This is a genomic window from Haloarcula amylovorans, from assembly GCF_004681185.1.
In the GTDB taxonomy this organism is placed as follows: Archaea; Halobacteriota; Halobacteria; order Halobacteriales; family Haloarculaceae; genus Haloarcula; species Haloarcula amylovorans.
In genome coordinates, this window is sequence record NZ_SRIF01000001.1 from 354,496 (window position 1) to 380,069 (window position 25,574).

A 25,574-nucleotide genomic window follows, 5' to 3' on the forward strand; every position below is an offset into this window, starting at 1 on the left:
AACAGAGAGAAAATTGCGTAGAGCTTACAGCTTGCCAGCCTTCTGCAGCTTCATCAGGTCCTCGGTGTCGAGCGTCTCGCCTTCCTTGAACTTCTGGTAGATCTCCTCGGCTTCCTCGCGCGCGGCTTCCTGCTTCTCCTCGCGCTGGGACCGCTCTTCCTGCTCTTCTTTCTTGTCGAGTTCGCGCAGGCGCTTCTGGACGCGGACGAAGTCCTCGTGGTGCTGGTCGGCCGCTTCCTGGGCCTCGACGAACTCCTCGTGTTTCTCGTCGGCCTCGTCACGGATTTCGTCGGCCTCGCGGTAGGCCTCGATCATCTTGTTGTGATGTTTCTGGGCCTCGTCTGCGAGTTCCGTGACCTTCTGGTGGTGTTTCGAGGCTTCCGAGCGGACCTCTTCGGCCTCTTCCTTGAGCCCTTCGAGGTCACCGCTCTCGTCGAGTTTCTCCTGCTTGGTCTGGAGTTTCTCGCGCTTGGTCTCGATCTTCTCGATGAGCTCTTTCTCGTCTTCCGAGGAGAGGACTTCCGTCTGCTGTTTGAACTCGAGGTCTTCGATTTCGTCCTTGAGTTCGTCGACGGACTTGCCCTCGTCGAGTTCGAGGTCGTTCTTGACGTTGTCGACCTTGTCGAACAGCTCGTTGGCCTCGGCGTTGAGCTCGTTGCGCTTGTCCTTGTGCTCTTGGACCTGCTCGTTGAGCTCGTCGCGCTTCTCGCGGTGTTCCTGGGCCTCGTCGACCTTCTCGCGCGTCTTCGCGTTCAGGTCGTCGCGGCTGGAGGCCCGCTCGGAGGCCATCTGGTTCAGCTCGTTGCGTCGGTCGCGGAGCTGGCCGGCGAGTTTGATGAGCTCGCCTTTGGATTTGTTTTCGAGATCCTCTTCGGTTACTGTGACGTTCTTTGATTCGTCTATCGAGTCTGCCATTGTTGAAACCTCTATGCCATCACCGCTCTCGCACAGACAGGCCCGTCGCTGTTGAGGGGCTGGCACCAATAACAAGGGTTCCCTCTCATGTTGGGCGCGACGCGATACTGCCTGAACGCGTGAGCGTTCTGGTACCCGCTAGTACCGGGGGATATTGTTTAAATATTCCGGTGCACCGAATACCGTGGCTACCCCTCACACGCTCGTCTGTGGGCGAGTGAAGGATTAACACGCTTTCGAGATAGGTTAAATATTGTGGCCGATGGCGTACTCGTTTTTCACCATGTCCTCACCGACGGCGACGGCCAGTGTGAGTTCGTCCCCCTCGGCGAGCGTCAGCGACCCGACAGTGACGCGGCCGAACGCTTCGATGTCCTGTTCTACCTGTGTCCGCTCGCCGTTGTGGTCCCACTCGACTGTCAGCGTCGCTTCCGTCGGTCGGTCGTGAACCACGCAAACGTCGCTCTTGCCCGGCGTCGGATCGGTGAGGACGGCCTGTGTCGGCTGGTAGCTGTCGGTCAGCGTCCCGTAGGCGGGCTTTTCGGTCCCGTTCGACCGGAGGATGCCAGTTCCGGCGCCGGTGACGTCTCTGAGACTATCCAGAATCGCCACGTCGCTCCCGCGTCGGCGGAACTGCTCGGCGACCGCCTGCACGACGCGGGCCTGTGTCGCCTGAGATGTCGCCACGTCGCCGCCGAGGTGGGCGTCGTCGTGGACGGTGTGGTCGAACGCCGCGGGGACGGCGTCTCTGTCCTCGGCGCTGGCGTCGCTTCCCAGCGAGCCCGCCCCAAATCCGGCGACGACGCTCCCGACGCCGTAGTGATCACAGAGCCACGCGCAGTCGGCGGCCGCGCCGTACTGCCAGCCGGGGTACAGCGTGACCGCGTCCGGGTCGATACCGGGCGGCCCCATCACGGGGAACGTCGGCACGCCATCGACGGCGTCGGCGACAGTCCGGGCGGCCGCGTCGTCGTAGCTCGCCCGCCACGCTCGAAAACGGAACCGCAGACGGTCCAGCAAACCCGAACCGAGACCGTTGGCGTACGGTTCGACCGGTTCGTCGTGGACGCCGACGGCGGCGAGACTCGGGTGATGGCCCGTGCTCCGGAGGAGGTGGTCCGCCAGTTCTCGCCCGCGGTCGGCGTCGAACTCGCCGGGACCGGAGAGTGGCAGGTCGGCCCAAAGGAGGACGCCGTGTTCGTCACAGGCGTCAGCGACCGCCGGGGGCACGCCCTGCGCGCGAACACGAACGAGATTCGCGTTGGCCGCTGCCGCCCGTCTGACGTCTTCGGGTGTCGGGTCTAGCAGCGTCACGCCTCTGGCCGGAAGGTACTCGCCGTTGACGCGGAGTTCGTCGTCGTACCTGACCGAACGGAGACCGGTCGTCACGCTCGCGGTCGCGCCGTCGAGTTTCGCCCGAACAGTGTACCGCGGCTGTGCGCCCCGGTCGTGGGGCCACCACAGGGCCGGGTCGCGCACGTCGATGGTGTACTGGACCGTCGCCTGTCCCGACCCGGTGGCGACGCGCGTCCGGTCCATCGCTCCACCGCCGCCGACGTTTCCCTCGGGGCGAAACGAGAACGTGAGCCGGTCGTCGATGGCCTCGCTCGTGACGACGTCGGCGGTGACGTCGACGGCGGCGCTGCCGACGCTGCCATCCTCGATGGTGACTCGCGGTCGCGCCCGCACCGCGCTCACGTATGGGTCGGGGTACGTATGGACATCGGCCGCCCACCAGATGCCCGGGACGCACCGCTCGTCAGGGAGCATCGCTGTCTCGTGGAGGCCGCCGAAGCGATCCTCGGGGGCACGACACTCGACGACGATTCGGTACTCCTCGGCGTCGGGCAACCGGACACGAAGCGGTGCGACGTAGGCGTCGTGGTCGGCCACTCGCTCGCCGTTACACCAGACGCGGGTGTGAGCGTACGCGCCGTGCAGACGCAAGACTGCGTGGGAGTCGTCGCCCTCGCGCGGGTCCGCGAAGGCGGTCTCGTAGGCCACGGCGTCGGCCCCAGCGAACTGTGACGGTCGGCCCGGGACCGTCACTGCTTCCCACTCGTCCGGTTCCGGCATCCCGTCGGTCGGCGCTACCGCCGCGCCGCGCCACTCCAGCGACATACCGAATCGCCCGTCCCCCGGAGGGATATCCTTTTCTCCGTCCGTCGGTCCTGACGGTAAAACGACAGCGTCCGAGGACACTGGTTCGAAATCGTCGATTCCTCGTACTCACCACGCTTCCGTCTATTACTTTCACTTTCACTCCGGGGACGGATCAGGTTAAGGTGGCTTCGGTTCCTTTTATCTATCATGTTCAGCGAACTGGACGAGGCGACCACGCCGACTTGTGACGCCACGGACTGTGATCGACTGCTCGGTGACCCAGCGCTCGTCTTCGAGACGCCCGCGGGCCGGCGCGAGGCCCACGAGTGCGCGTGCGGTGCGGTGACAGTCACCGTCGCCCGCCCCGAGTCGTCTCACTGAAGTACGGCGGCGGGCTACGGAGGCGCATGTCTCACGAAGTCGTCGTCCGCGCGCAGGGTCACGAACACGTCTCCGCCGAGCACGCGAGCACGCTCGAAGTGACCAGCGACGACTTCCTCACGCCCGCCGGCGACTGCATCCTCGGCATCGAGGCCGACACTGTCCCCGCCGAATTCGACGCGGCGTTCGTCACGGCCTGTCAGGACGAGGAAGCGACCGTCACGGCCACCCTCGAAGCGGACGGCCACGACGTCACCATTACCGGGTCGGGCCACCCCGAGATGACCTTCGAGAACGAGCGAAGCCACGTCTTGCGGACGAGCGACTACGTCGACGACCGGACGGTGATGGTCAACGCGGACGCGGCGGCCGGTGACGTGGACCGCAACCTCGTCGCGGCGCTGGCCGACGGCGCGAACTTAACGCTAACACTCGCCGTCGACCCCGCCTGAACTGCTCCCGACTCAGCGCATTTCTCCGCGAAACTCTGGTGCGTAGTCCTCGAAGAACGTCCGGACACTCCGCGGCTCTCGTCCGAGAACTCGCGCGACGTCGTCCGTCACTCGACCGGCGAGACCGAGGCGTGCCGTGGTATAGATTCCCGACATGACGAGCGCGAACGCGGGCGGTCGGTCGCGTCGCACCTGCCCGACGACGAATCTCGGCAGCGACGGACGCGTGTACTCGATAGAGCGACCCAGCACCTCGCTGGCGATCGCGGCGACCTCGTCGTAGGTGAGCGCTTCCGGCCCGGTTAGGTCGTAGGCGGTGTCTTCGTGACCCGGTTCGGTGAGTACGGTGGCGGCGACGGCTCCCACGTCGCGGGCGTCGACGAAACTCGTCTCGCCGTCGCCAGCCGGCACCGCGATTTCCCCGCGTGTGAGCGCGTCGCCGTGGACTTCCAGGAGGTTCTGCGTGAAGAACGAGGGTCGGAGATGCGTGTACGAGAGTCCCGACGACTCGATGTGCCGCTCGATACGCCGGTGTGGCAACAGCGGGTTCCGCTCGGCCCCGAGTACCGAGAGGACGGCGCAGTGTTCGACGCCAACGCGGGTCGCCGCGTCGACGAACTCGCGGACCTGACGGACTCGTGAGAGATCCGGCGGCCGAAGCAAAAACAACGCGTCGGCTCCCTCCAGCGCGGCTCCCCACGTCTCAGGTTTCGCGAAGTCGAAGGCGACCCACTCGTCGGCCGGGCCGTCACCGGGCGGCGTTCGCGTCGCTGCGCGGACGACAGCGTCTCGGTCAGCCAGTTCGTCGCGGAGCGCCGATCCGACGGTGCCGGTCGCCCCGGTCACGAGAACCGTTCGTGTCATACACCGTCGTTACGTGCCCCGAGTGAAGGGGTTTTGCCGCTTGCGCTCTTCATCACGGTCATGACCGACCCCGAACCGGAAGAGAACATCAGCGGGGGTGCGGCGGGCGGCGGCCGCGAAGCGGCGTTCGACCCGGAGACCGCTGGCACGCGGGCCGAAGCCGTCGTCGACCGCCTCGGCGAGCTGTACTGGCAGAAGACCTACGGCGGTCGCGACGCCTTCGAGTGTCTGGTCCGAACGATCCTCAGTCAGAACACCTCGGACGTGGCGAGCCAACCCGCTCACGATGCGCTGATGGAGCGATACGGAGAGAGCGAGGCGCGAAGCGCCTTGGGTAATTCGAGCGGGGAGGACGACGACCCGCGAGAGAGCGATGCAGAGAGCGCGAACGACCTCGCCGATTCGCTCGCCGAGGCCGACCAGCAGGAACTCGCCGAGACCATCTCCTCGGCCGGGCTCTACAACCAGAAATCCGAGCGCATGATCGCCCTGGCCGGCGAGATTCGAGGCGAGTTCGGCAGTGCGGCGGGGTTCGACGAGTTCGTCAGAGACAGCGACCCGAGCGAAGTCCGCGACCGACTGCTGGAGATGAACGGCGTCGGGCCGAAGACCGCCGACTGCGTCCTCCTCTTCGCTGGCGGGCGCGGCGGTGTCTTCCCGGTGGATACCCACGTCCACCGCATCGCCCGGCGGATGGGTCTCGCGCCCGCCGACGCGGACCACGAGGACGTTCGCGCGGCGCTCGAAGAAGCGGTACCGGCAGAGAAGTGCGGTTTCGGCCATACGGCGATGATACAGTTCGGTCGGGAGTACTGCACGGCGCGCAAGCCGGCGTGTTTAGACGACCCCGACGCCTGCCCGCTGGCGGACGTCTGCGATCAAGTCGGCGTCTATCCGGATACGGGCGAGGTCGTGGACCCGGCCGAGGCCGGGGAGTGAGTCCGCGAGCGGGAGCGTGGACGAGGCCCCGAACTTAGCGGCGGTGGCCCCAGCGTTCGCCGCCCTCGTCGTAGCGGGCCGAGACGATGCGGTTGAACTGGTCGTCCGACAGCGAGATATCCGTCGCGCCGACGTTCTCGTCTAACTGGTCGACGGTGCGCGCGCCGACGATGGGGACGCAGGTGAAGTCGGGTTGCTCGATGAGCCAGCGGAGCGCGACCTGTGCGGGCGTCGCGTCCAACTCGTCGGCGACGCCGCGAATCTCGTCTAAGACGTGCCAGCCTCGCTCTGAGAGGTAGTAGTCGTCGAAGCGGTCGTCCAGCGACCCGCGCGAGCCTTCCGGGCCCTCGAAGGCCGTCGGGTCGTCGTCGTCAGTTCGTTCGTACTTCCCGGTGAGGAAGCCGCCTGCGAGCGGCGAGTACGGACAGACGGCCATCTCCTGGTCGGCACAGACGTCGAGATAGTCTTTCACGTCGTCGCGGTAGCCTGCGTGGAACAGCGGTTGGGTCACCTCGAAACGTTCGAGGTCCTCCACGTCGGACTTCCAGAGTGCCTTCGTCAGCTGCCAGGCGGCCATCGTCGACGCGCCGAGGTAGTTGACCTTCCCCTCGTGAACGAGGTCGTCGAGCGTCGAGAGCGTCTCCTCGATGTCGCTCTCCTCGTCCCAGCGGTGGATGTAGTAGAGGTCGAGGTAATCCGTGCCGAGGCGATCCAGCGTCCCCTCGATCTGGCTGCGGATGTGCTTACGGCCGAGTCCCGAGTCGTTTGGGCCGGGTTCGCCCCACCCGTCGAAGGGAAAGTACACCTTCGAGGCGAGGACGAAGTCCGAGCGGTCGTGGTCTTCCAGCCACTCGCCGATGAACTTCTCGCTCGTCCCGTGGGGCGACCCGTAGACGTTCGCGGTATCGATGAAGTTGATGCCGCGTTCCCACGCCGCGTCGAGTAGTTCGTGGGCCTCCTCTCGCTCCGTCTCGACGACGCCGCCGGTCTCCCGACCGAAGCGCCACGTTCCGAAACATAGTTCTGAGACTTTCGTCCCGGTCGAGCCGAGTCGTGTGTACTCCATGCACGGGGCAACGTGGCGGACGGCTAAAACGCTAATGCGCCCGGCAAGCGACGGGGTTCAGGCTTGTCGCCACACGATGCCGACGATCACGATAACGAGCGCGAAAGCCATCAGCGCGAGGTTCGGTATCGAGAAGCCGACGACGCGGTACACCACTGCCGAACAACTCACTGCGCCCAGCCCGCAGGACGACTGGCTCACCTGCAACCACGAGTGATAGGCAGCGATGCTCCCCCCGAGGACCGCGAGCGGCAACACCGTCCGCGCGACGGCGGCCCGTCGCTCGATGGCGGCCACGCCCAGCACTACCACCAGCGGGTACATCAGGATTCGCTGATACCAACAGAGCCGACACGGCGTCAGCCCCACGCCCAGCGAGAAGTAGAGGCTCCCGGCAGTGGCGACGCCAGCGACGAGCGTCGCGAAGCCGAGTAACTGTCGCGTGCTGAGCGGGACCGCACTGGAGGACTGACTCACAGGCTCTCTACCGCACCGCTTTGGAAAAAGCGTTGCGAGCGATGTGTGTTCGCACACCTCATGGGGCGGTGCTGTCGGCCTCGCCAGCGGTTTCATCGCTGGCGAGAGGCGACCAGCGGGAGCGTCTCGGGAAAAGCGAACGGCAGCGCCGTGAGCATGGCGAAGGGGGAAGGGCAGACCTACCTGAGAGCATCCGGCGGCGAAGCCACCGGTTCACCGGAAGCGCGCCGCAGGCGCGACTTCCGGCCTTTTTAGCGTAGATTTTTGCACGGGGGTTGAGGGCGCGAAGCGCCCGAACCCCCCATGTAAAACGGTACTATTTGAACCGGAACGTCTCTAGGTTCTCCGGCGCGAACGTCCGCAGGTTGTAGTCGTGATACAGCGACGAGGAGAGGTCCTGTGTGGCGGACTCGTCGCCGTGGACACAGAGGACCTTCTCGGGACGGGGATGCATCGTCTTCACGAAGTTCTCCAGTCCCTGCCGGTCGGCGTGGCCGGAGAAGCCGTCGATGGTCTCGACGTTCATCTCCAGCGAGACAGTGTCGCCGCCGCCGACGGGGATCGTCCGCTGGCCGTTCTGGATGTGCTTGCCGAGCGTGTTCTTCGCCTGATAGTCGACGAGGGTGAGCGTCGAGTCGGCGTCGTCGGCGAGGTGTTCGAGCCACGACCGACTCGGGCCGGGCGTGAGCATCCCCGGCGCGACGAGGACGACGCTCGCTTCGTCGCGGTTGGCAATCTCCTCTCGGTCCTCGCCGTCGATGGGAGTGAACTGGTCGGCGAGGAACGGGTTCCGGTCGGCGTCGTGGATACGCTCCTGGATGTCGTCGCGGAGGTACTCGGGGTAGGTCGTGTGGACCGCCGTGGACTCCCAGATCATGCCATCGAGATACACCGGCATCTCTGGCACCTCGTCGCGGCGCATCGCCTCTTCGAGGACGACCATGAGTTCCTGTGCGCGGCCGACGGCGGGGGTCGGGACGAGGACGGTCCCCTCGCGGTCGGCGGCGTTCTGGACGACCTGCTTGAGCTTTCGCTCGGAGTCGTCCTGGTCGGTCTGGTAGTCGTTTCGGCCGCCGTAGGTCGATTCGAGGACGAGCGTCTCCACGCGGGGGAACTCGTTGACTGCGCCGTCGAACAGGCGGGTGCTGTCGTAGTGGATGTCGCCCGAAAAGGCGACGTTGTAGAGGCCGTCGCCGATGTGGAAGTGAACGACCGAAGAGCCGAGGACGTGACCGGCGCTGTGGAGCGTGAGTTTCACGTCCGGCGCGATGTCGGTCACGTCGCCGTATTCGAGCGTGATGCAGTGCTTGACCGCTTCGCGGACCATGTCCGTGCCGTACGGTCGCTTGCCGCCGTTCTCGTCGGCCCGACCAATGTAATCCAGCGTCAGCAGGCCGAGTAAGTCCCGCGTCGGTTCGGTGCAGTAGACCGGGCCGTCGTAGCCGTGATCGAACAGCAGCGGAACCAGCGCCGAGTGGTCAAGGTGGGCGTGCGTGAGGACGACGGCGTCGAGCGAGGAGGCCCCGGAGCCGATGGCCTCGGGCACGTCGAGATACGGTCGCTCGGTTCGCTCGCCGGGTTTGTCGCCGCAGTCGACGAGGATGCGCGTGTCGGCCGTCGAGATTATGTAGGCGGCGCGGCCGACCTCGCGGCAGCCGCCGAGCGTGGTGATGCGGACCCACTCGTCGCTGGACATCGGTTCGCGGTGAATCTGCCGGCCGACCCGTTCTAAGATATCTCGCCGGTCGTCCCGTTCCTGCGTGAGGAAGTTGCGGACGTTCGCCACCGTCGGTGACTCGATGGGCGGCGTGCGGACCACGTCGGGCGTCCAGCCGACGGCCTTGGTGATCTCTCGGAGCGTTTCGCCGCCGCGACCGATGACGCGCCCCGGCTTCTCGGCTTTGATGACGACCTCGCCGGTGTCGGCCAGAAACTGGATGTCGGTAACCCCGGCTTCGTCGGGGACGATGTCCCGAATCTTTCCCTCGGCGGTATCGGGTGCCGTGAGAACGTCCGGGTCGGGCCGGACGGTGATGCGCTTCCGGAGCTTCGACGCCAGTCGGCGGACGAGGTCGCCGTCCGAGGCGAACTCCTTGGGGTCGCGCGTGTAGATGACCAACTCCGGCCCCTCGTAGGTGACCTCGGAGATGGAGATGTAGTTCGGGACCTCTTCGTCGATCGTTGCTCGTACGTCTTCGAGTTGCTTGTCTACCGTGCTCATAGTGTAGAACGAGTGGGCGGCCTGCTAGCGGTGTCGTCACCGTCGGCAAATACGGACCGAGCGTGTGATACGGTCATACAGTTATCCCTGATTCGGCGAGTGACCTCCGGACGGAAACTGCCCGGAAAACCGATTGTACCCGACTGTAGCCCGCTCGAAATATTAAAGACTTCGCACTCCGCCCTACTGGTCGACGACGTTGCCGGTTCGTTCAGGCCGACGTGAGCGCGTCGGCGGCCCGCTCGCTGGCTTTCGGCGCGGCCCGTGCCAGTGCCGTTGCGACGACGTAGGACGAGACTGGGTCGGTCAGTCGCGCGGGGCTGACAGAACCACTGAGGCGGCTGAGTTCCCAGTCCGCACTCCAGAGCCGGTCGGCGGCGTCGGTGAGGATGGTTCGAGTCAGCCCCGGCTCGGAGCTATCGGCCAGCGCCGAAGTCATCGCGTCGACGGCCGTTTGCCGGTATTGGCGGACGGCGGCCCCGCTCTCGATGGCGAACTGCTCGCCCGACTCGATGCGCTCCAGTACGCTGTCCAGTGCGCGGAACGTGGCGAGTTGTCCCGTCGCGTCGAGAACGGCATCGGCCGGTCCAGCAGCGTCGGCGACGCGCTTCGCTCCGTAGTCGGCGTCGCTCCGGAGTTCGTGGACGGTTCGCTCTCGAACGCTCCAGTCGTCAGCGGTCGGTTCCGGCGGGAGATTCCCGTGGCGTGACCGGCCCTCGGCGAGCAGCGTCTCCGCTGCGCGGCGCAGTCGCCCCCCGACGGTCCCGGCGTCCGCCGAGATCGAGGCCTCGAACTGTGAATCGAGGTGGCGAGCGTCGGCGAGCAGCGCCTGTGTCGTCTCGACTTCCTCGGCCCACTCGGCGACAGTCAGGAGCCCGCCGCCGTCGGCTTCGGTGTGGGGCGGGTCGTCGTCGGCCGCCCGCCGCAGCAACTGCTCGATGCGAGCGTGCACCAGCGCCGCTCTGACGGGGTCGCTCCCCAAGTATTCCCGAGCCGACTCGAACGACCGCGCCTCGGCGATGGCGTCTTGCCGGGCCGTTTGGAGTTCGTCGAGCGATTGCGTTCCGGCTGCGAACCGCCAGCCGCCGGCGGCGTAGCGGGCGCGCTCTCGGGCCCGACGGAGTTCGGTCAGTGCCACGAGGTCGGTCTTCGCTCGCCGAGCCTCGTCGAGCGAGTCGGTCGCGTCGTCGGCTGCACCGAGTAACCGCCCGCGGACGTGCCCGTTCGGAATCTCATCCGGGCCGAGCGGCGTCGGCAGTTCCGCCAGCAGCGAGTTGGTGCGGTCGCGGGCGGCCGCGAGGTGGTCGCTGTCGATGGCGACGGGCACGGCGGGCGCTATCAGTTGCCGGTCGTCGTCTGGGTCGACCTCCGGTAGCTCGTGGCTCCGTATTTCGGTCTCATCGGTCCCGGTAAGGTCGCCGATACCGCTACAGCCGGCGATCGCGCTCGCGCCGACCGCAGCGAGCATTCCGCGACGGGTCAGTCGGTCTTCGGCGGGCATTACTGCGCACCTCCCGTCGGCGTCGCGGGCGGCTGGGCCGGTGTCTCACTGTCGCCGTCTGCCGTGGTCTTGCCGTCGCCGTCGTTCGCGGACGAGTCGAACTCGGCTCGCGCCCGTCGGTTCCCACAGCTCCCGGCTCCGACCGAAGACCCGTAGCCGGTCACCTCGTCCGCGTCGATAGCCGCCGGAATCCGGATGAGGCGCACTGCGAAGACTTTCTTGTTGTTCTCACAGCGCACGTCGTAGGGGCGGCTGACCCGCCCGTAGTCGGTCCGAACTTCGTCCGAACTCCACGAGACGCTACAGAGTTGGAGGCGGAAACACTCCTCGACCCGCTGGGTCTCGACGTAGACCGTCTCGCTGTCGAAGTCTGTCGCTTCGAAGAACGTCGAGATGCGGTCCGGATTCGGCACATCGGCGACCGAGACGCGGTCGGCGCGGGCGGCGGAGTCGACCAGTTCGTTCGTGCGGAGAGAGCCGAACTCGGACTGCGTCGGCCGTCCCCGGTCCTCTCGGTCGGGGTCCTCGAACCAGACCGGCGGTCGGTCGGTGTCGACCCGCAGCGCGAGGACCTCGGGGTTCGATTCGCTGCCAGCGAAGTTTCCGCGGCTCGATTCGCCGTTTTCGCCACCGGTCGGGGTCGGTTGCTGCCGCGTCGAGCTATCGCTACCACTGAGCAGTTCACCGCAGCCGGACAGCGCGGCAGCGATGCCCGCGGCTCCGTGGAGGACGCGTCGGCGTGTTGGAGGGACCATCGTCGCTGTAGCGTCGCTCGGCCAACGGAATAAGTCTCCTGTTCGCTAAGACCGCGGTCGACCTATCGAACTCCCAGTCGGAGCGCCGCGCCGAATCGCCGCCACATCGAAGGCCGCGGCGCGCGAGGATGGCCCATGCACGTTACACCTTCGGTCGTCGCTGAGGAGTACGAGTGGGTCCGCGAGCGGCATGACGTGGTGGTTCCGCTGGTCAACGAGACGCGCGACCATCTCGGGGAACTGTTCGGCGTCGACGTCGCAGCCATCGACGAGGAAGCGTACCTCGATACCGTCGATGTCGTGTTCGCAGACGGCGACGTGGCTGTCAACGTCGCGGCGCTGGTCCGCCTGCTCCGGACGCTCGACGTCGAGGGCGATTACCCTGGCTTCGTCGTCGACGAACTGCTCGGGCGCGAACTCGCGGGGATGGTAGCCGGGAACCAACCGCTTCGGCTGCTCGCGGAGGCGACCTTCCACGTCGCCGACGTACGGACCCACGGCGACGAGGAGGACGCCGCGGGCGCAGACGACCTCGACGCGGCACTGGCGGCGGGCGTCCAGACGCGCCTGCCGGGATGGCCGTGGCAGGACGGAGAGAACCCGTTCGAGTTCGACCTAGAAGGAGAGTGACGGCGTCGAGAGGAACGCCGTCTCGTAACCCTCGTGGCGCGACACCTGCGGCGGTGCAATGACGTCGACGGTGACCGAGGAGGCGTCGCCGGTCGTGGGGACGACCGCACCGTAGTGATAGCCGATGTCGGGGTGGACCGCCGCGGTCAGGGCGTCGTCGAATGCCGTCTCGTCGCCGGCCTGGACAGTCGCGTCCAGCGACATCATCGGGAGCGGCACTCGGTTGTACGGCGTGCGCGGCGAGACAGCGAGATACGACTCGCCGTCGTCGAGGAAGTCGGCCTCGGCGAGCCACGTCGCGGCGTACACGCCGTCGCTGCCCTTCTTCGTTCCCAGTACCGACCCGGGCGACTGCCCGGCGGGGGGAACCTGCGACGTCGGTATCATCTCCATCGCCATGAGGTCGACCGCGTTCCGTTCGCCCTGCTTGTCGGGGAACTCCTCGAACGAGAGTTCCTGCAGCGCCGACTGCGAGAAGTCGAACTCGACGGAGGCCTCGCCGGCCTCGCCGAACCGACCGGAGAACGCGCCGAGGCGGCGCTCGGTCATCCCGTTGACGCGGACCCGAACCGTGTAGAGTCCGTCGCCGGAGAGCGCGTAGTTGTCGCCGTAGTGAAATCCCATGTTCTGTGAGATCATCGGCCACGGCGATTTGTCGGCGACCGTCTCGCCGTCCTTCTCGATGGTGATAGAGACGCCGGCTTTCACCGGCAGGACCATCTCCGTTTCGGGGTCCCAGACGGTCGCCATCAGGTGGATGCTGTCGTCGCTTTGAATCTCGACTTTCTCTGCATCTGTCCCAGTCACTGTCCAGAACCGGTGGGGAAACGAGTATGACAGGCCGACCATGTAGTCGCCCGCCTGCGCCATCCCAGCCATCCCCATCCCCTCGGCGTGGGTGGGCCAGTAGGTCGCGTCGGGGCGGTTCTCCACGAGCGGGGGCGCACGCGTCGACTGACTCTGCAGTGACCCACACCCCGAAAGCAGCGAGGCTCCGGCGAGGCCGGTCCCGGCGAGGAAACGACGGCGGTTCATGCCGCTGACTATCGGGTTTCTCCCAAAGACGGTTCTGGTACGGGCGGCGAAATCAGGCGCTCGGATCGGCTGGCGGGAGCGCGCGCAGGGACCGCGGTGGCAGGAGGTAGTTCCCGCGACGCTCGACGGTCATGTACTGGAGGATGCCGTTGTTGACCCGCTGGCCGACCGCCGAGTTCTCGGCGACGTCGGTGCCGTTCATCGACTCTCGGGTGTTCACGAAGTCGGCGATAGACTGCTGGAGCGAGAGGAAGTGAAGCCCCGCCTCGCCGCCGTCCGTCGAGTCGAAGTCCCGGCGGAGTATCACGGGGCTATCGTCCTCGCGCACTCGGGTCATCTTCTGGGAGTGGCCCGCGACCCCTTCCCGGCGGCTACTCTCGACGACGTCCTCCGGGCACTCATCCATGCCGCTGTCGGTGCCGAGATTCTCGCCGACGCCCTCGACGCGACCCTCGTCGGCGTGGGCCGGGCAGAACATCTTCGAGACGCGCTGGTCTCGGGAGTCCTGTTCGTACCACTGCTGGAGGTGCAGGCGGATGAACGAGAGGTGCTGGGTCGCGCCGTCGGCGAACGGCCCCGACGCGACGCTCACCCGGTTCTCGCTGGCCTGGTTTTTCTTGAATCCGGACTTGAACCCCATGAACAGCGGTGACTCCTCGGGGACCGGTTCGGAGTCCGGAATCCCCTCGATGTCCTGGTTGTCCGCCGGCAGGCCGGAACCGACGAATCCGGTCCGGCGGTCGGACTCGGTGAAGACGCCCGAGAACGTCGCCGTCACCTCGCGGTCGTTGACCGTCTCTCGATTTCCTTTCAGCGCCTCTTCGGCGGCCAGAGCGACGCTCTCGTGGTCGCTGGCGAGGTGCAACAGCGCGTCGGGCGTGTCGAGTGCGGGGTCCTCGAAGGGGGCGAGCGTTTTCGGGGCCGGTAGGTCCACGCCCGCGGGGCCCGACTCGAACCGTTCGAAGTACGTCGGGCCGTAGCCGAGCGTGAACAGCAACCCGTCGTTGCTCCACTCGTAGGCGCGTTCGAGCGTCGTCAGCGCGTCCTCGACCTGCTGTCGGTCACCGTCGGTCGGCGCGCCGTCGCCCTCGTAGTCGAGCAAGAGAAGGACGTGGTGATACGGCATCCGTGGATTGCCGGCGTCGTCGGTGGCGAGCGCGGCGTTCCACGCGTGCTGACGGGCCGGTAACCCACCGGGGTGGTCGGTCCCCTCGGGCACGTCGGGTGCACCACGGTCGAGACAGGCGGCGAGCGCGGCCGTCCCACCGATGGCGACGGCGCTCTTGGCGAACTCGCGTCGGGAGATGCCGCGGTCAGTCATCGAGACTCGCTAGGGACTGCACCCCTTATTGGGTTCTGGTACGAGCGTCGAACGCGGGGAGAGCGGCGACGCCGCCTACGGCTCTTCCAGCAGTCCGTCCACCAACCGCTCGAAGCGGTCGGTCAGGCGTTCGGACAGCGTCGGCTCGGCGGTTCGGAGGAGTCGGGTGGTTTCCACTGGTCGACAGAGTGAGAGGGTCACCCGGCCGGCGTCGCGGCGCTTCTCGACGACACCACACTCAACGAGGCCGTCGAGGTGGTGTTCGAGCGTGCTCCGGGCGATTCCGAGGTGATCGGCGACGGTGCCGGGTCGAGCGGTCTCTCGTTCGAGTAGCGTCACGATCACGTCGCGGGCCGTCTCGCGCCGGAGGAGCGCCAGCGTGCGCCGTTCCCACGGGTCGTAGCCCGGTGGATAGTAGTGCTTTCGACCGCTGACCGACTCGGCGGTGAGGTCGTCGAGTCGCCGGAGGTGGTACTGCACCTGTCCCGTCCCGAGGTCCAGCGCCCGAGTCAACTCCCGGAAGTGGACGCCCGGGTCGCGCTCGATGTGGTCGCGGATGCGCTGTCTCGTCTCACTCATCCGCATTCGCCCCCTTCGGTCCCGTACTCGGCCGGTTCTGTCATGTGTCCTCCTCGCTGTCCAGTCGCTTCTCGATGCTACGGGCGTAGTAGACCGCGCCGAATACCAGCGCCACGACGACGGCGTCGGCTCCGTGTTCCAGCGTGTGGTGGGTCGCGGGACTGATGGTCCCCAGCATCGCCAGTCCGGCCGCGAGCGGCCGGGCAACAAGCGCGACGAGCGCCAGCGCGAGCAACAGATAGGCCCGCGACCCACGCCGCCGATATGCTGCGAGGCCGAGGACACAGAGTGCCACCGTCGCGACGGCCGACACCGCGAGCACGACGGCGAAGTCGGCGTGGAAGTCCCCCCAGTGGACACCGATGTGACCCGGCCGATTCATGATCGGGCTTGGGGTCGGAGCCACCTGAGTCGCTCGGTCTGCCGGAGTTTTTTACGCCCACCGTTCGACCCGCCGCTATGGACACCATCGGGCTCGTCTGCGAACCGGACCACGCGGTCTTCGGTCCGGTCGCGGAACGCCTGGCAGCGCGGGGATTCGCCGTCGAGTTCCTCCGGCCTGCCGACCCGATCTCTCCCGGGGAGATAGCGGGCCTCTCGGCGCTCGTCAACGGCGTGCTCCACCCCGAGGCGTTCGCGGCGCTTCGCTTCGCCGACCGGGTGGGCGTCCCGACGTGGAACGGGTTCGTAGCGACGACGGCGCTGTCCGCTCGGCTGATATCGCTCGACGCGCTGTCGGCGGTCGGCTGTCGCGTCCCCGAAGTGCGGTTCGATGGCCCGACCGAGGGCTACGTCGCCGGTCGCCGATACGCGTGGACCGGCCGCTCCTCGCTCGGCGAGGCCGACTTCTACGTCGAAGATGTCAGGGACGGCCCGGTTGACCACCGCTACTACGCCGTCGACGACGGCCGCGAGACGCACATGCGTGCCCTGAAGGTCCGAACGTCGCTCTCGGGGACGGACTCGCTGGTCACGTCGACGGAGGTCGACATCATGCTGGCCGCGCGCGTCCGAGAGCTACAGGAACGGTTCGGCGCGCGCGCGCTCGCCGTCGATTTCACCCGCGGCGAGGACGGCGAATTCTACGCGCTCGGGGCGACACCGGTGCCGAGTTTCGCCGGCGCGGAGATGGAACGGCGCATCGCCGACTCCGTGGCGTCGCTGACGACGCTCGGTGCGTAGTGACACACCGTCCCGACCCTTCGGGGAGTTTATTAGCCGCGTCGGTCACGATTTCGGTAATGAGCGGCGAGCAGGAACTCGGCATCACGGAGAGCAAGGAACATTCCCCCGGCGAGTGGTACGCCGAGGTCGTCCAGAAGGCCGGCCTCGCGGACTACGCCCCCATGGGCGGGTTCATCGTCACGCGACCGCGCGGCTACGCCGTCTGGGAGCGCATTCAGGACCACCTCGACGGCTGGTTCAAGGACACCGGCGTCACGAACGCCTACTTCCCGATGTTCATCCCCGAGTCGTACTTAGAACGGGAGAAAGACATTGTCGAAGGGTTCGACCCCGAGGTAGCGTGGGTCACCCACGGCGGCCACGAGGAACTCGAAGAGCGACTGGCGGTCCGACCCACCAGCGAGTCCATCATCGCGCCGTTCATGGCCGACTGGACCCGTTCGCACCGGGACCTCCCGATGCGACTGAACCAGTGGTGTTCGGTCGTCCGGTGGGAGGCTACCGAGACCAAACCATTCTTCCGCACCAAGGAGTTCCTCTGGCAGGAAGGTCACACCGCCCACACCGACGAGGAGGGCGCGTGGGACGAGACGATGACCCGACTGGAGCAGTACGCCCGTCTCTACGAGGACGTGATGGCACTGCCGCCGCTAAAGGGGCGCAAGCCCGAACACGACAAGTTCCCCGGCGCGCACACGACCACCTCCATCGAGGCGCTAATGCCCGACGGGAAGTCGGTGCAGGCCGCGACCTCCCACTATCTCGGGACTTCGTTCGCGGAGGCGTTCGACATCACCTACGCCGACGCCGACGAGGACGAGAAGACGGCTCACACGACCTCGTGGGGGCTCTCGTGGCGCGCGATGGGCGCGCTCATCATGACCCACTCCGACGACCAGGGTCTCGTCCTTCCGCCCGCGCTGGCTCCCGACCAGGTCGTCGTCGTCCCCATCTGGCAGGAAGAGAACAAGGACGACGTCATCGAGTACGCCGCCGACCTCGCCGCGGAACTGGAGGAGGCGGGCGTCCGCGTCGAACTCGACGACCGCGAACACCGCAATCCCGGCTTCAAGTTCAACGAGCACGAACTTAACGGCGTCCCGCTCCGGGTCGAAATCGGCCCGCACGAGGTCGAAGACGAAGAGGCGACGCTGGCCCACCGCCCCGACGGCGAACAGGAGACCGTCGACCGCGAGGGCATCGGCGAGACGGTCCAAGCGCACCTCGATACCGTTCACGGGAAACTGTACGCCAGCGCCGAGGAGACCCTAGAGGGAGAGATTCGAGAGGCAGACTCCCGCGAGGAGATTCTCGGCACCATCGGCCAGCACGGCGGCTACGTCAAATGTGGCTGGTGTGGCGACGAGGACTGCGAAGATCCGATCAAGGACGCCATTGCCGCCGAGATCGTGATGGTCCCCCTCGACCGTGACGAGGAGCCAATTCACGACGAGTGTGCTATCTGCGGCGAGGACGCAAAAGAGACGGCGTACTTCGCGAAGAGCTACTAGGCAATCTACTGGCCCGAGCGACCGAGGGCCAGCGTTTTCATCGACGGTATACGGCGAGTGGCCTGGTCAGTCGTCTGCCGACGCGCTCGGACGGGCGCTACATGCGGCGCGCATCGGCGGCGTCGGCGTTCCGTGGTCGGCGTTCTCGCTGCCGCTCAGAAGCGTTCTATACAGCTTCGCGTGATCGGCGGCGACGTTGTCGAAACTATTGCGCTGCTTGTAGCGACGGACGTTCCGGCGGAGGGTCGCCAATCGGTCCTCGTCGGACAGTAGTCGCTCGATGCGCTCGGCGACCGCTTCCGGGTCGTCGACGGCGACGGTTTCGAGCGCACCCCACTCGCATTCGATGTGCCGGAAGTACGGCACGTCGCTCGCCAGTACCGGCCGCTCTTGGGCCGCACACCAGTTGAACGTCCCGCTCTGGGTGACGACGCGGTAGGGGAGTACCATGAGGTCGGGCGCGGCCAGTGCGACGGGAAACTCTTCGTCGTCTAAGACGCCGGTGACGGTGACGTTCTCGGGCGCTCGCTCCGCGATTCGTTCGGCGAACTCGAAGTCCTCGCCCTTCGGTCGGGCACCGCCGGCGACGAGAAACTCGATGTCAGGTAACAGTTCGGCGACCTGAACGAAGACGTCGTGGCCCTTTGGCGGCCGAATGAATCCCGGGATCGCGACGACCGGGGTGTCCGGGTCGTAGCCGAACCGTCGCTTGGCCGCTGCCTGCGTCACGTCTGCGGTCTTAGCCGTGTTGACGCCGTGGGAGAAGACGCTGCCGTCGTCGGCGTCGAGTTTCACGTCGCGTTCGAAGCGCTCCGCGCACTCCTCGGAGAGGAAGACTAGGTGGTCGCTGACGGCCGCGAGAAGGTAGTGCATGCACTGTAGGTAGAGGCGGACGCCGAACCGAGCCTCCTCGGGGGTAGGCTTGAGCACAGAGTGGAAGGTAACGACGACGCGCTTTCGCCGAAGGAGGTTCAACACGCCCAGAATACCGAAGAAGACGAGGCCGAAGACGCCCGGATAGTCGCTACCGTCCCGGCGGAAGAGGCCGTACTCGTGTTGGACGTGGACGACGTCGGCACTGTCAGCCATTGCCCGGAGTGCGAGCGCCGCGAAGTGGGCGGCGGTTCGTTCCTCCTGGGCGATGGGGAGCGTCTCCGTCTCGACGCCATCGAAGGCGTCACAGACGTCTCGTGTGTACGTTCCGATGCCACAGGACCCGTCTCCCGGCGTCGAGACCATCAATACCCGTGTCGGACCGCCGCTCGGTAACATGCTGGTGGTTGTCGCTACATCGGTTCGGTCGTCGGAAGAAGACGATACGTCGTCGGTGTCGGTCGGTCGAGTCCTGTTCATAGTTGATTCGTCACGATAGCTGCGCGCCTTGCACGTCTCGTCAGCTACCGCGGACTGGGCGAGGCTATTTCTGCACGACGCGAATTGTAATAGCCAGCTTTCATTTCCGTCACCCGACCATACCGATAACGCCGCCGCGGTGACGAGCGGACGGTGAGCGCTGGTTTGGCTTACCCTGCCGCCGTCTACCAGTAAGCCAACGTTATCGACCTGTGACGACTGTTTCTGTCGATTGTGAAACAGTTGCTGCCGGAAATGATGTCTACGTTACTGGTTTCGGCTGACTGTCAAGTCGAACGTAATTGGCTGGTTCCTGTGTGCGACCGACTGTGTATTGGTACGAAACCTTATTTGTAAAATTCCGCTACCGTGGATATGGATGACCGGACCAGTAACACGGAGCGGAACAGTCAGTATCTGTCGGACGGTTTCGGCGGCCGAGGGGGCAGATGAGCGACGTTAGTGTCGCGTTCGTCGGCACCGGAGCGGACCCGGAGACTCCTTCCGTCGACGGGTTTGCCATGGCATACCAACACGCTGACGCGTACGAACGCCTCGACGACTGTCGGCTAACCGGCTGTGCCGATATCGTTCGGGAGAACGCGGAGGCGTTCGCAGAGACGTACGACATCCCCGATGGAGGGGTCTTCGAGGATTACGAGCAGATGCTGGCGGCCGTCGAACCGGATATCGTCAGCGTCTGTACGCCGCCGTCGACCCACGCCGAACTCGTCGTCGGCTGTGCGAAAAGCGGTGTGGTCGACGCTATCCACTGCGAGAAACCGATGGCGCTGACGTGGGGCGGTGCGCGCCGGATGGCACAGGAGTGTGAGCGCCGCGGCGTCCAGTTGACGTTCAATCACATGCGACGGTTCGGGCAGCCGTTCCGCGAGGCGAAGGAACTGCTGGATGACGGGGTCATCGGGACGCTTCAGCGCGTGGAATACAGCTGGGGGAACTTCTACGACAACGGGACCCACGCCGTGGACATGTGTAACTACTTCAACGACGAGCGCCCGGCCGCGTGGGTCATCGGCCAACTCGACTACCACGAGGAGGACGTCCGCTTCGGCACTCACAACGAGAATCAGGTGTTCGCCTGCTGGGAGTACGACAACGGCGTCCACGGCATCGCCGCGACGGGCCCGGCCGAGACGATGAACGAGAGCGACTGGCGGCTCGTCGGCTCCGAGGGGTTCATCGACGTCCACCTCACCGACGAACTTGCCGTCCGCGTTCGCAGCCTCGACCCCGACGCCTGCGAGGACCGGACCTACGAGTCGCTCACGACCGGCGGGTCTGCCATCGACCACGCCATCGCGGACGTGGTCGACGCGCTGAAGTCGGGCCGAACGTCCGAACTGTGCGCCGCGAACGCGCTCAACGCGACGGAGATAATCTTCGGCGGCTACGAGTCGGTCCGCCGTCGCGGCCGCGTCGACCTGCCGCTCACCATCGACGACAACCCGCTCGAAGCCATGGTCGACGACGGGACCCTCTCGCCCGCGCCGAGCGACGACTGAGAGTCCCCCTCGCGCTCGGTGGCGTCAGTCCGAGCGGTCCACCTCGGCTTGACGAATCTCCTCGACGGCCTCGACGACGGCCGGGGTCGGATTCTCCGGGTCTGCTTCGTACTCGACGACGAGCGGCTGGGCCAGTTCGGTGTGGTCGGTCAGTAACGTCAGGAGTTCCCCCACGTCGAGTTGGCCCTGTCCGGGTACCGCCTCGGTATCTTCGTCGAGAAAGTCCTTGAGGTGGAGCGCGCGCACCCGGTCGCCCAGCGCGGGAATCACCTCGTCGGGCGACTCTCCCAACCGGAGGTAGTGGCCTGTGTCGACGCAGGCTCCCAGCCGTTCATGTGAGTGGGCGTCGAGGACGGCCGTTACGTCCTCGACCGTCGCGTACGTCGCGTCGGGCCCGTGATTGTGTATTGCCAGGTCGAGGTCGTAGTCGTCCGCCGCCGCACAGAGCGTCTCTATCGTCTCGTCGTCGTCCGGCGAGAACTCGACCGAGAGATAGTTCGCCCCGAGTCTCGAGGCGAACGAGAGCAACTCGTCGACGCCATCGGGGCTGTCGACCGTCACGACGCCGTAGCCACAGACGTCGAGGTCGGTCTCGGCGAGTCGGTCCAGCGTCGCCTCGACGTCTCGTTCGTCGCTCTCGGGCGTGACGTGGACGTCACACAGTTCGACGGCGGTAATCGGCGTCTCCGAGAGTTGCTCGCAGAACCCGTCGACGTCGAACGCGCGGTAAGTGAAACTCTGGACGCCGACCTCGCGGGATGGCGACCCGTCCGGAGAAGGTGTGCTCATCGCCGGTCGCTTTGTCGACCGGTGGCTTTGTTACCGGGGGCTTGCCCGAGTAGTTCCACCGTACACGCCTGCTACGGCTGTGGATCGTGGACTTACTCCCCCGTGTCGTCGAAGGACTCGTTCGAGAGGCCGACGGTGTACTCGCCGTCGTCGTGGTCGGCGATTCGCTCGACGTTCTCGCCGACGAACGCCGCGTCGATGCGCGTCTGGACCGGCGCTTCGTGCCGCCAGAGGGTCCCGCCGACGTTCGCCCCGTACAGCATTCCGAAGCGGTTGATGTCGCAGTTCTCGCCGACGATTCGAATGCCGTCGTCGCAGGCTTCGACGTTCAGCCACTCCACGACGTTGGCGAACGTGTAGCCGCTCAGTTCCAGCGAGACGCCGTCTCGACTGCTGACCGACCCCGTGAGGCCACCGAACTGGAACTCTCGCAACTCCAGTGCCGTCCCGCCCTCGCAGTTGTGGACGCCGAAGTGGCGCGTGTTCAGCACGGCGTTCAGCCGACAGGCGGCGGTGGCGTCGGGGTGGCCGTTACAGGTGGCGAACTCGAAGGAGCAGCTGTTGTACGCGTCAGTTCGCTCGTCGCTGCCGATACGGACGAGGACGCCGTCGCGAGCTCCCTCGAATAGCATGCCGGTCAACTGGAGGTAGAAAACGTCTCCCTCGTCGCTGTGGACGAGCGAGAACCCGTCGCCGTTCCCTTCACCCAGGTCAACCGTACTCGTCCCGATGCCAGCACCCCGTATCGAGACGTTGTTCCGGAGGTTCGGATACTTCGCGAGGTCGATGGTCACGGGGTCGCTCTCGACGCGTCCCGCCGGGACAGTGACGACGCCGCCCCCGCGTTCGTCGAGTCGTTCGAAGGCCTCTCGCCAGTCGCCGTCGCGGAGTCGCACGCCGTCGCTCGCGTCGTCCATACCGGCTGGGGACCGGTCGCGCGCAAGAGTATAGGGGCGCTATCGGCGTTCTACCGGAGTAAGCCAGCCGTATCGGCCGATACCGCTCTCGTAACAAACTGTTGGCCCGCCGTCGCATCGACCCATGACCGTCGCGATTACCGGAGCGGCCGGGGCAGTCGGCAGCGTCGTCAGGGACGTCTTCGACGAGGGGGAGCAGGAACTGTTCACGCACAGAGTGCATCCGGACCTCGACAGCACTGTCCTCGATGTAACCGACGAGTCGGCGTTCGTGGCGGCGCTTTCGGGCGCGGACGCTCTCCTCCATCTGGCGTGGGAGCCGGCGAGCGAGGGCGGTTGGACGACGGGCCACGGGCGGAACGTTCGGGGGACGTACAACGCCTTCGAGGCGGCGCGGCGAAACGGACTCGACAGGCTCGTGTTCGCCAGCACGAGCCACGTCGTCGGGATGTACAACCGCGACGACCCCGAAGAGATGGAGTCGCTCAGCGAAGAACTCTCCGCGGTGGTCGGTCCCGATGACCGGCTCCGACCCGACTCGTACTACGGCGTCGCCAAGGTGACCTGCGAAGCGATGGGGTCGTTCTACGCCGACCGATACGGTATCGACGTCGTCTCGCTCCGTATCGGGTGGCTCATGACCGAGGCGGAACTCCGCGAGACGCGGTCCGGGCCCGAGGCTCGCCATCGGTTCGCCCGCGCCATGTGGTTGAGTCCGCGCGACTGCCGCGCCGTCGTCGAAGCGGCCGTCCGTCATCCGATTTCGACGTCGCCGCTCATCGTCAACGCTATCTCACGGAACGGCGACCGGTACCTGACGCTCGCGGATACCATCGTTTCGCTCGACTATCGACCGCGCGACGACGCGGTCGAGGTGCTCACCGAGATATGAACTGAGAATCACGAAAGGTGGGGCCGAGGGAGCGTGTGACTTTCTCCGTGCCCCCAGTGTCGAGTGACACACGGACCTATATAAATCACCGTCAGACTGGGGTCATACGAACGACAGACGGCGATGGCCTCTGACCCGAACGGACTCCCGAGACGAGCGTTCGAGCAGTACCATTCTAGGTGTACGGTTGACCTTATATTGTCCACCCTAGTTTTAACCATAATATGACATTTCTTGCCCGAACTTTCTGAGAGATGATGTTACTTCGAATTCTTTTTAAGAACCCCTGTGCGTTCGTTCATATATGGGAGATTCGGTCAACCCGTTCGAAAGCTTTCAGGAACAGGTAGACGAGGCTGCCGAGTACATCGATATCGACGAGGGAATGCTCGACAGGCTCAAGAACCCGGAGCGAATTCTCGAGACGAACCTCTCAGTCGAGATGGACGACGGGTCTATCGAGGTGTTCCGCGCGTACCGATCACAGTTCAACGGCGACCGCGGCCCCTACAAGGGTGGCATTCGCTACCACCCGAACGTTTCCCGAGACGAGGTCAAGGCGCTGTCCGGGTGGATGGCGTACAAGACCGCGACGGCCGGCATCCCTCTTGGCGGGGGGAAAGGCGGCATCGTCATCGACCCCTCGGAGTACTCGGAGTCCGAACTCGAGCGCATTACTCGCGCCTTCGCCACGGAACTGACGCCCCTCATCGGCGAGGATAGCGACATCCCCGCGCCGGACGTCAACACCGGCCAGCGCGAGATGAACTGGATCAAGGACACCTACGAGACCCTAGAGAACACGACCGAACCCGGCGTCATCACGGGGAAGGACATCTCCAGTGGCGGGAGCGAGGGTCGCGTCGAGGCGACCGGTCGTTCGACGGTCATCGCCGCGCGTGAAGCGTTCGACTATCTCGATAAAGATATCCACCGCGCGACCGTCGCCGTACAGGGCTACGGGAATGCCGGCTGGATATCCGCGAAACTCGTCGAAGAGATGGGTGCGACGGTCGTCGCCGTCTCCGACTCCAGCGGCGGCATCTACAACGAGGACGGCTTCGACGCCGTCGATGCGAAAATCCACAAACGCGAAACCGGAAGCGTCACCGGATTCGCCGGTGCAGACGAGGAGATAACCAACGAGGAACTCCTCCAACTCGACGTCGACCTCCTCATCCCGGCAGCCCTCGAAAACGCCATCACCGAGGAGGTCGCCCAGGGCGTGCAGGCAGACGTTATCTCCGAGGCGGCCAACGGCCCCATCACCCCCAAGGGCGACGACGTACTCGCCGAGAAAGACGTCCTCATCGTCCCCGACATCCTCGCCAACGCCGGCGGTGTCACCGTCTCGTACTTCGAGTGGGTCCAGAACCGCCAGCGCTTCTACTGGGACGAAGAGCGCGTCAACAACGAACTTGAAGATATCATCGTCAACCAGTTCGACACGCTCGTCGACGCCTACGAGGAACACGGCTTGCCGAGTATGCGTGTCGCCGCCTACGTCGTCGCAATCCAGCGCGTCGTCGACGCAGCCGAACAGGCCGACGTCTGGCCATAGCTCGCTCGAATAGGCGAAGACGCCCACCTCGCGACCCGTCTCTCGATTCTTTCGTCCGGTAGCTATAATCTGTACAGTTCTCGTCGCGAATCGCTGGATACGACAAACTTATCCCGAGAGAAATGATACCGACACCCATGGATGACATTTTTGTCGGTCGGTTGATGTCGTCGCCCGTACAGACGATATCGGCGGACGCGTCGGCAGAGTCTGTCGCCGAGAAGATGCTCGCGGAGAACATCAGTTCGGTCGTCGTCGTCGACGAAGCGGGCCAGCTCGAAGGGATCGTCACGTCGACCGATTTCGTCCGCATCGCCGCGCAGGGCGGACAGACGAGTTCGATACCCGTCGCCGAGTACATGAGCACCGATGTCGTGACGACGACGGCCAACGATTCGATCGAGTCCGTCGCCGACACCTTGATCAAGAACGGTATTCACCACGTCCCGGTCACCGACGAGACGGAGGGCGTCGTCGGGATGCTGACGACGACCGACCTCACCGCCTACATCTCCGGTATCGAAGAACCGTCGCCGGCACGCGCCCAGAACTAACGTAGACGCCGACGTTCGGCCCCGTTTTTTCACCTCTCGTCCGAGCGACG

Annotated in this window: 25 protein-coding genes; 10 read left to right on the plus strand and 15 right to left on the minus strand. The window is 65.7% G+C overall.

Features of this window, described 5'->3' with window-relative positions:
• Positions 1-24: 24 nt before the first annotated feature.
• Both E4S61_RS01775 and E4S61_RS01780 read right to left on the minus strand, forming a co-directional pair.
• Positions 25-915, minus strand: coding sequence for a coiled-coil protein (locus E4S61_RS01775; protein ID WP_135302186.1), 891 nt, complete (start codon positions 913-915; stop codon positions 25-27).
• A gap of 246 nt (positions 916-1,161) precedes the next feature.
• On the minus strand, positions 1,162-3,036 hold the full coding sequence (locus E4S61_RS01780; RefSeq protein WP_135302187.1) for a glycoside hydrolase family 2 protein: 1,875 nt from the start codon (positions 3,034-3,036) through the stop codon (positions 1,162-1,164).
• A 189-nt stretch (positions 3,037-3,225) separates the two neighbouring features.
• Between E4S61_RS01780 and E4S61_RS25160 the strand changes: the two genes are divergently transcribed.
• Positions 3,226-3,399, plus strand: a complete 174-nt coding sequence (locus tag E4S61_RS25160; protein WP_167768385.1) for a hypothetical protein — start codon at positions 3,226-3,228, stop codon at positions 3,397-3,399.
• Positions 3,400-3,425: 26 nt separating this feature from the next.
• Positions 3,426-3,851, plus strand: a complete 426-nt coding sequence (locus tag E4S61_RS01785) for a DUF371 domain-containing protein (RefSeq protein ID WP_135302188.1) — start codon at positions 3,426-3,428, stop codon at positions 3,849-3,851.
• A 12-nt stretch (positions 3,852-3,863) separates the two neighbouring features.
• Here the strand turns inward: E4S61_RS01785 and E4S61_RS01790 are convergent, their stop codons facing one another.
• The gene (locus E4S61_RS01790) at positions 3,864-4,715 is read right to left on the minus strand and encodes an SDR family oxidoreductase (RefSeq protein ID WP_135302189.1); all 852 of its coding nucleotides are present in this window, start codon (positions 4,713-4,715) and stop codon (positions 3,864-3,866) included.
• A 60-nt stretch (positions 4,716-4,775) separates the two neighbouring features.
• On the opposite strand from E4S61_RS01790, the gene E4S61_RS01795 reads away from it, so the two are divergent.
• Complete coding sequence (locus E4S61_RS01795) at positions 4,776-5,654, plus strand: endonuclease III domain-containing protein (RefSeq protein ID WP_135302190.1); 879 nt, start codon at positions 4,776-4,778, stop codon at positions 5,652-5,654.
• Between the two features lie 34 nt (positions 5,655-5,688).
• Here the strand turns inward: E4S61_RS01795 and E4S61_RS01800 are convergent, their stop codons facing one another.
• The 5 genes from E4S61_RS01800 to E4S61_RS01820 all read right to left on the minus strand — a co-directional run bounded on the left by E4S61_RS01800 (position 5,689) and on the right by E4S61_RS01820 (position 11,674).
• Positions 5,689-6,720 carry an aldo/keto reductase gene (locus tag E4S61_RS01800; RefSeq protein WP_135302191.1) on the minus strand — a complete coding sequence of 344 codons (1,032 nt, stop codon included), beginning with the start codon at positions 6,718-6,720 and terminating at the stop codon, positions 5,689-5,691.
• Positions 6,721-6,777: 57 nt separating this feature from the next.
• Positions 6,778-7,197, minus strand: coding sequence for a disulfide bond formation protein B (locus E4S61_RS01805; protein ID WP_245180542.1), 420 nt, complete (start codon positions 7,195-7,197; stop codon positions 6,778-6,780).
• A 316-nt stretch (positions 7,198-7,513) separates the two neighbouring features.
• The gene (locus E4S61_RS01810; protein WP_135302193.1) at positions 7,514-9,418 is read right to left on the minus strand and encodes a beta-CASP ribonuclease aCPSF1; all 1,905 of its coding nucleotides are present in this window, start codon (positions 9,416-9,418) and stop codon (positions 7,514-7,516) included.
• Between the two features lie 211 nt (positions 9,419-9,629).
• A complete protein-coding gene (locus E4S61_RS01815) occupies positions 9,630-10,919 on the minus strand; it encodes a hypothetical protein (protein WP_135302194.1) in 1,290 nt (429 codons plus the stop codon).
• On the minus strand, positions 10,919-11,674 hold the full coding sequence (locus tag E4S61_RS01820; RefSeq protein ID WP_135302195.1) for a hypothetical protein: 756 nt from the start codon (positions 11,672-11,674) through the stop codon (positions 10,919-10,921). Before E4S61_RS01820 ends, E4S61_RS01815 begins: the two co-directional genes overlap by 1 nt.
• A gap of 135 nt (positions 11,675-11,809) precedes the next feature.
• On the opposite strand from E4S61_RS01820, the gene E4S61_RS01825 reads away from it, so the two are divergent.
• The gene (locus tag E4S61_RS01825) at positions 11,810-12,304 is read left to right on the plus strand and encodes a hypothetical protein (RefSeq protein WP_135302196.1); all 495 of its coding nucleotides are present in this window, start codon (positions 11,810-11,812) and stop codon (positions 12,302-12,304) included.
• Here E4S61_RS01825 and E4S61_RS01830 read toward each other — a convergent pair.
• The 4 genes from E4S61_RS01830 to E4S61_RS01845 form a co-directional block, all read right to left on the minus strand.
• Positions 12,290-13,339 carry a DUF7350 domain-containing protein gene (locus tag E4S61_RS01830; RefSeq protein ID WP_135302197.1) on the minus strand — a complete coding sequence of 350 codons (1,050 nt, stop codon included), beginning with the start codon at positions 13,337-13,339 and terminating at the stop codon, positions 12,290-12,292. The genes E4S61_RS01825 and E4S61_RS01830 overlap by 15 nt on opposite strands.
• A 52-nt stretch (positions 13,340-13,391) precedes the next feature.
• Positions 13,392-14,660: a DUF7405 family protein gene (locus E4S61_RS01835; RefSeq protein ID WP_135302198.1), complete on the minus strand. Its 1,269-nt coding sequence runs from the start codon at positions 14,658-14,660 to the stop codon at positions 13,392-13,394.
• 75 nt (positions 14,661-14,735) lie between these two features.
• Positions 14,736-15,239, minus strand: coding sequence for a winged helix-turn-helix transcriptional regulator (locus E4S61_RS01840; protein ID WP_135302199.1), 504 nt, complete (start codon positions 15,237-15,239; stop codon positions 14,736-14,738).
• Positions 15,240-15,279: 40 nt separating this feature from the next.
• Positions 15,280-15,621, minus strand: a complete 342-nt coding sequence (locus E4S61_RS01845; RefSeq protein WP_135302200.1) for a DUF7471 family protein — start codon at positions 15,619-15,621, stop codon at positions 15,280-15,282.
• A gap of 77 nt (positions 15,622-15,698) precedes the next feature.
• On the opposite strand from E4S61_RS01845, the gene E4S61_RS01850 reads away from it, so the two are divergent.
• Both E4S61_RS01850 and proS read left to right on the plus strand, forming a co-directional pair.
• Positions 15,699-16,421, plus strand: a complete 723-nt coding sequence (locus tag E4S61_RS01850; RefSeq protein WP_135302201.1) for a hypothetical protein — start codon at positions 15,699-15,701, stop codon at positions 16,419-16,421.
• Positions 16,422-16,480: 59 nt separating this feature from the next.
• Entirely contained in the window at positions 16,481-17,935 is a 1,455-nt protein-coding gene (proS, locus tag E4S61_RS01855; RefSeq protein ID WP_135302202.1) for a proline--tRNA ligase, read from the plus strand.
• 66 nt (positions 17,936-18,001) lie between these two features.
• On the opposite strand, the gene E4S61_RS01860 is transcribed toward proS, so the two are convergent.
• Positions 18,002-19,174 (minus strand): glycosyltransferase, encoded by a 1,173-nt coding sequence (locus E4S61_RS01860; protein ID WP_167768386.1) that lies wholly within the window; start codon positions 19,172-19,174, stop codon positions 18,002-18,004.
• Between the two features lie 563 nt (positions 19,175-19,737).
• Between E4S61_RS01860 and E4S61_RS01865 the strand changes: the two genes are divergently transcribed.
• Positions 19,738-20,811: a Gfo/Idh/MocA family protein gene (locus tag E4S61_RS01865; RefSeq protein WP_209309431.1), complete on the plus strand. Its 1,074-nt coding sequence runs from the start codon at positions 19,738-19,740 to the stop codon at positions 20,809-20,811.
• A 24-nt stretch (positions 20,812-20,835) separates the two neighbouring features.
• Here E4S61_RS01865 and E4S61_RS01870 read toward each other — a convergent pair whose 3' ends face one another.
• Complete coding sequence (locus E4S61_RS01870) at positions 20,836-21,600, minus strand: sugar phosphate isomerase/epimerase family protein (RefSeq protein WP_135302204.1); 765 nt, start codon at positions 21,598-21,600, stop codon at positions 20,836-20,838.
• Between the two features lie 92 nt (positions 21,601-21,692).
• Positions 21,693-22,517, minus strand: a complete 825-nt coding sequence (locus tag E4S61_RS01875; protein WP_135302205.1) for a hypothetical protein — start codon at positions 22,515-22,517, stop codon at positions 21,693-21,695.
• Between the two features lie 124 nt (positions 22,518-22,641).
• On the opposite strand from E4S61_RS01875, the gene E4S61_RS01880 reads away from it, so the two are divergent.
• The 3 genes from E4S61_RS01880 (at position 22,642) to E4S61_RS01890 (ending at position 25,524) form a co-directional block, all read left to right on the plus strand.
• Complete coding sequence (locus tag E4S61_RS01880; protein WP_135302206.1) at positions 22,642-23,409, plus strand: NAD-dependent epimerase/dehydratase family protein; 768 nt, start codon at positions 22,642-22,644, stop codon at positions 23,407-23,409.
• A gap of 304 nt (positions 23,410-23,713) precedes the next feature.
• Positions 23,714-24,970, plus strand: a complete 1,257-nt coding sequence (locus E4S61_RS01885) for a Glu/Leu/Phe/Val family dehydrogenase (protein WP_135302207.1) — start codon at positions 23,714-23,716, stop codon at positions 24,968-24,970.
• Between the two features lie 137 nt (positions 24,971-25,107).
• Positions 25,108-25,524 carry a CBS domain-containing protein gene (locus tag E4S61_RS01890; protein WP_135302208.1) on the plus strand — a complete coding sequence of 139 codons (417 nt, stop codon included), beginning with the start codon at positions 25,108-25,110 and terminating at the stop codon, positions 25,522-25,524.
• The last annotated feature ends 50 nt before the right edge of the window (positions 25,525-25,574 follow it).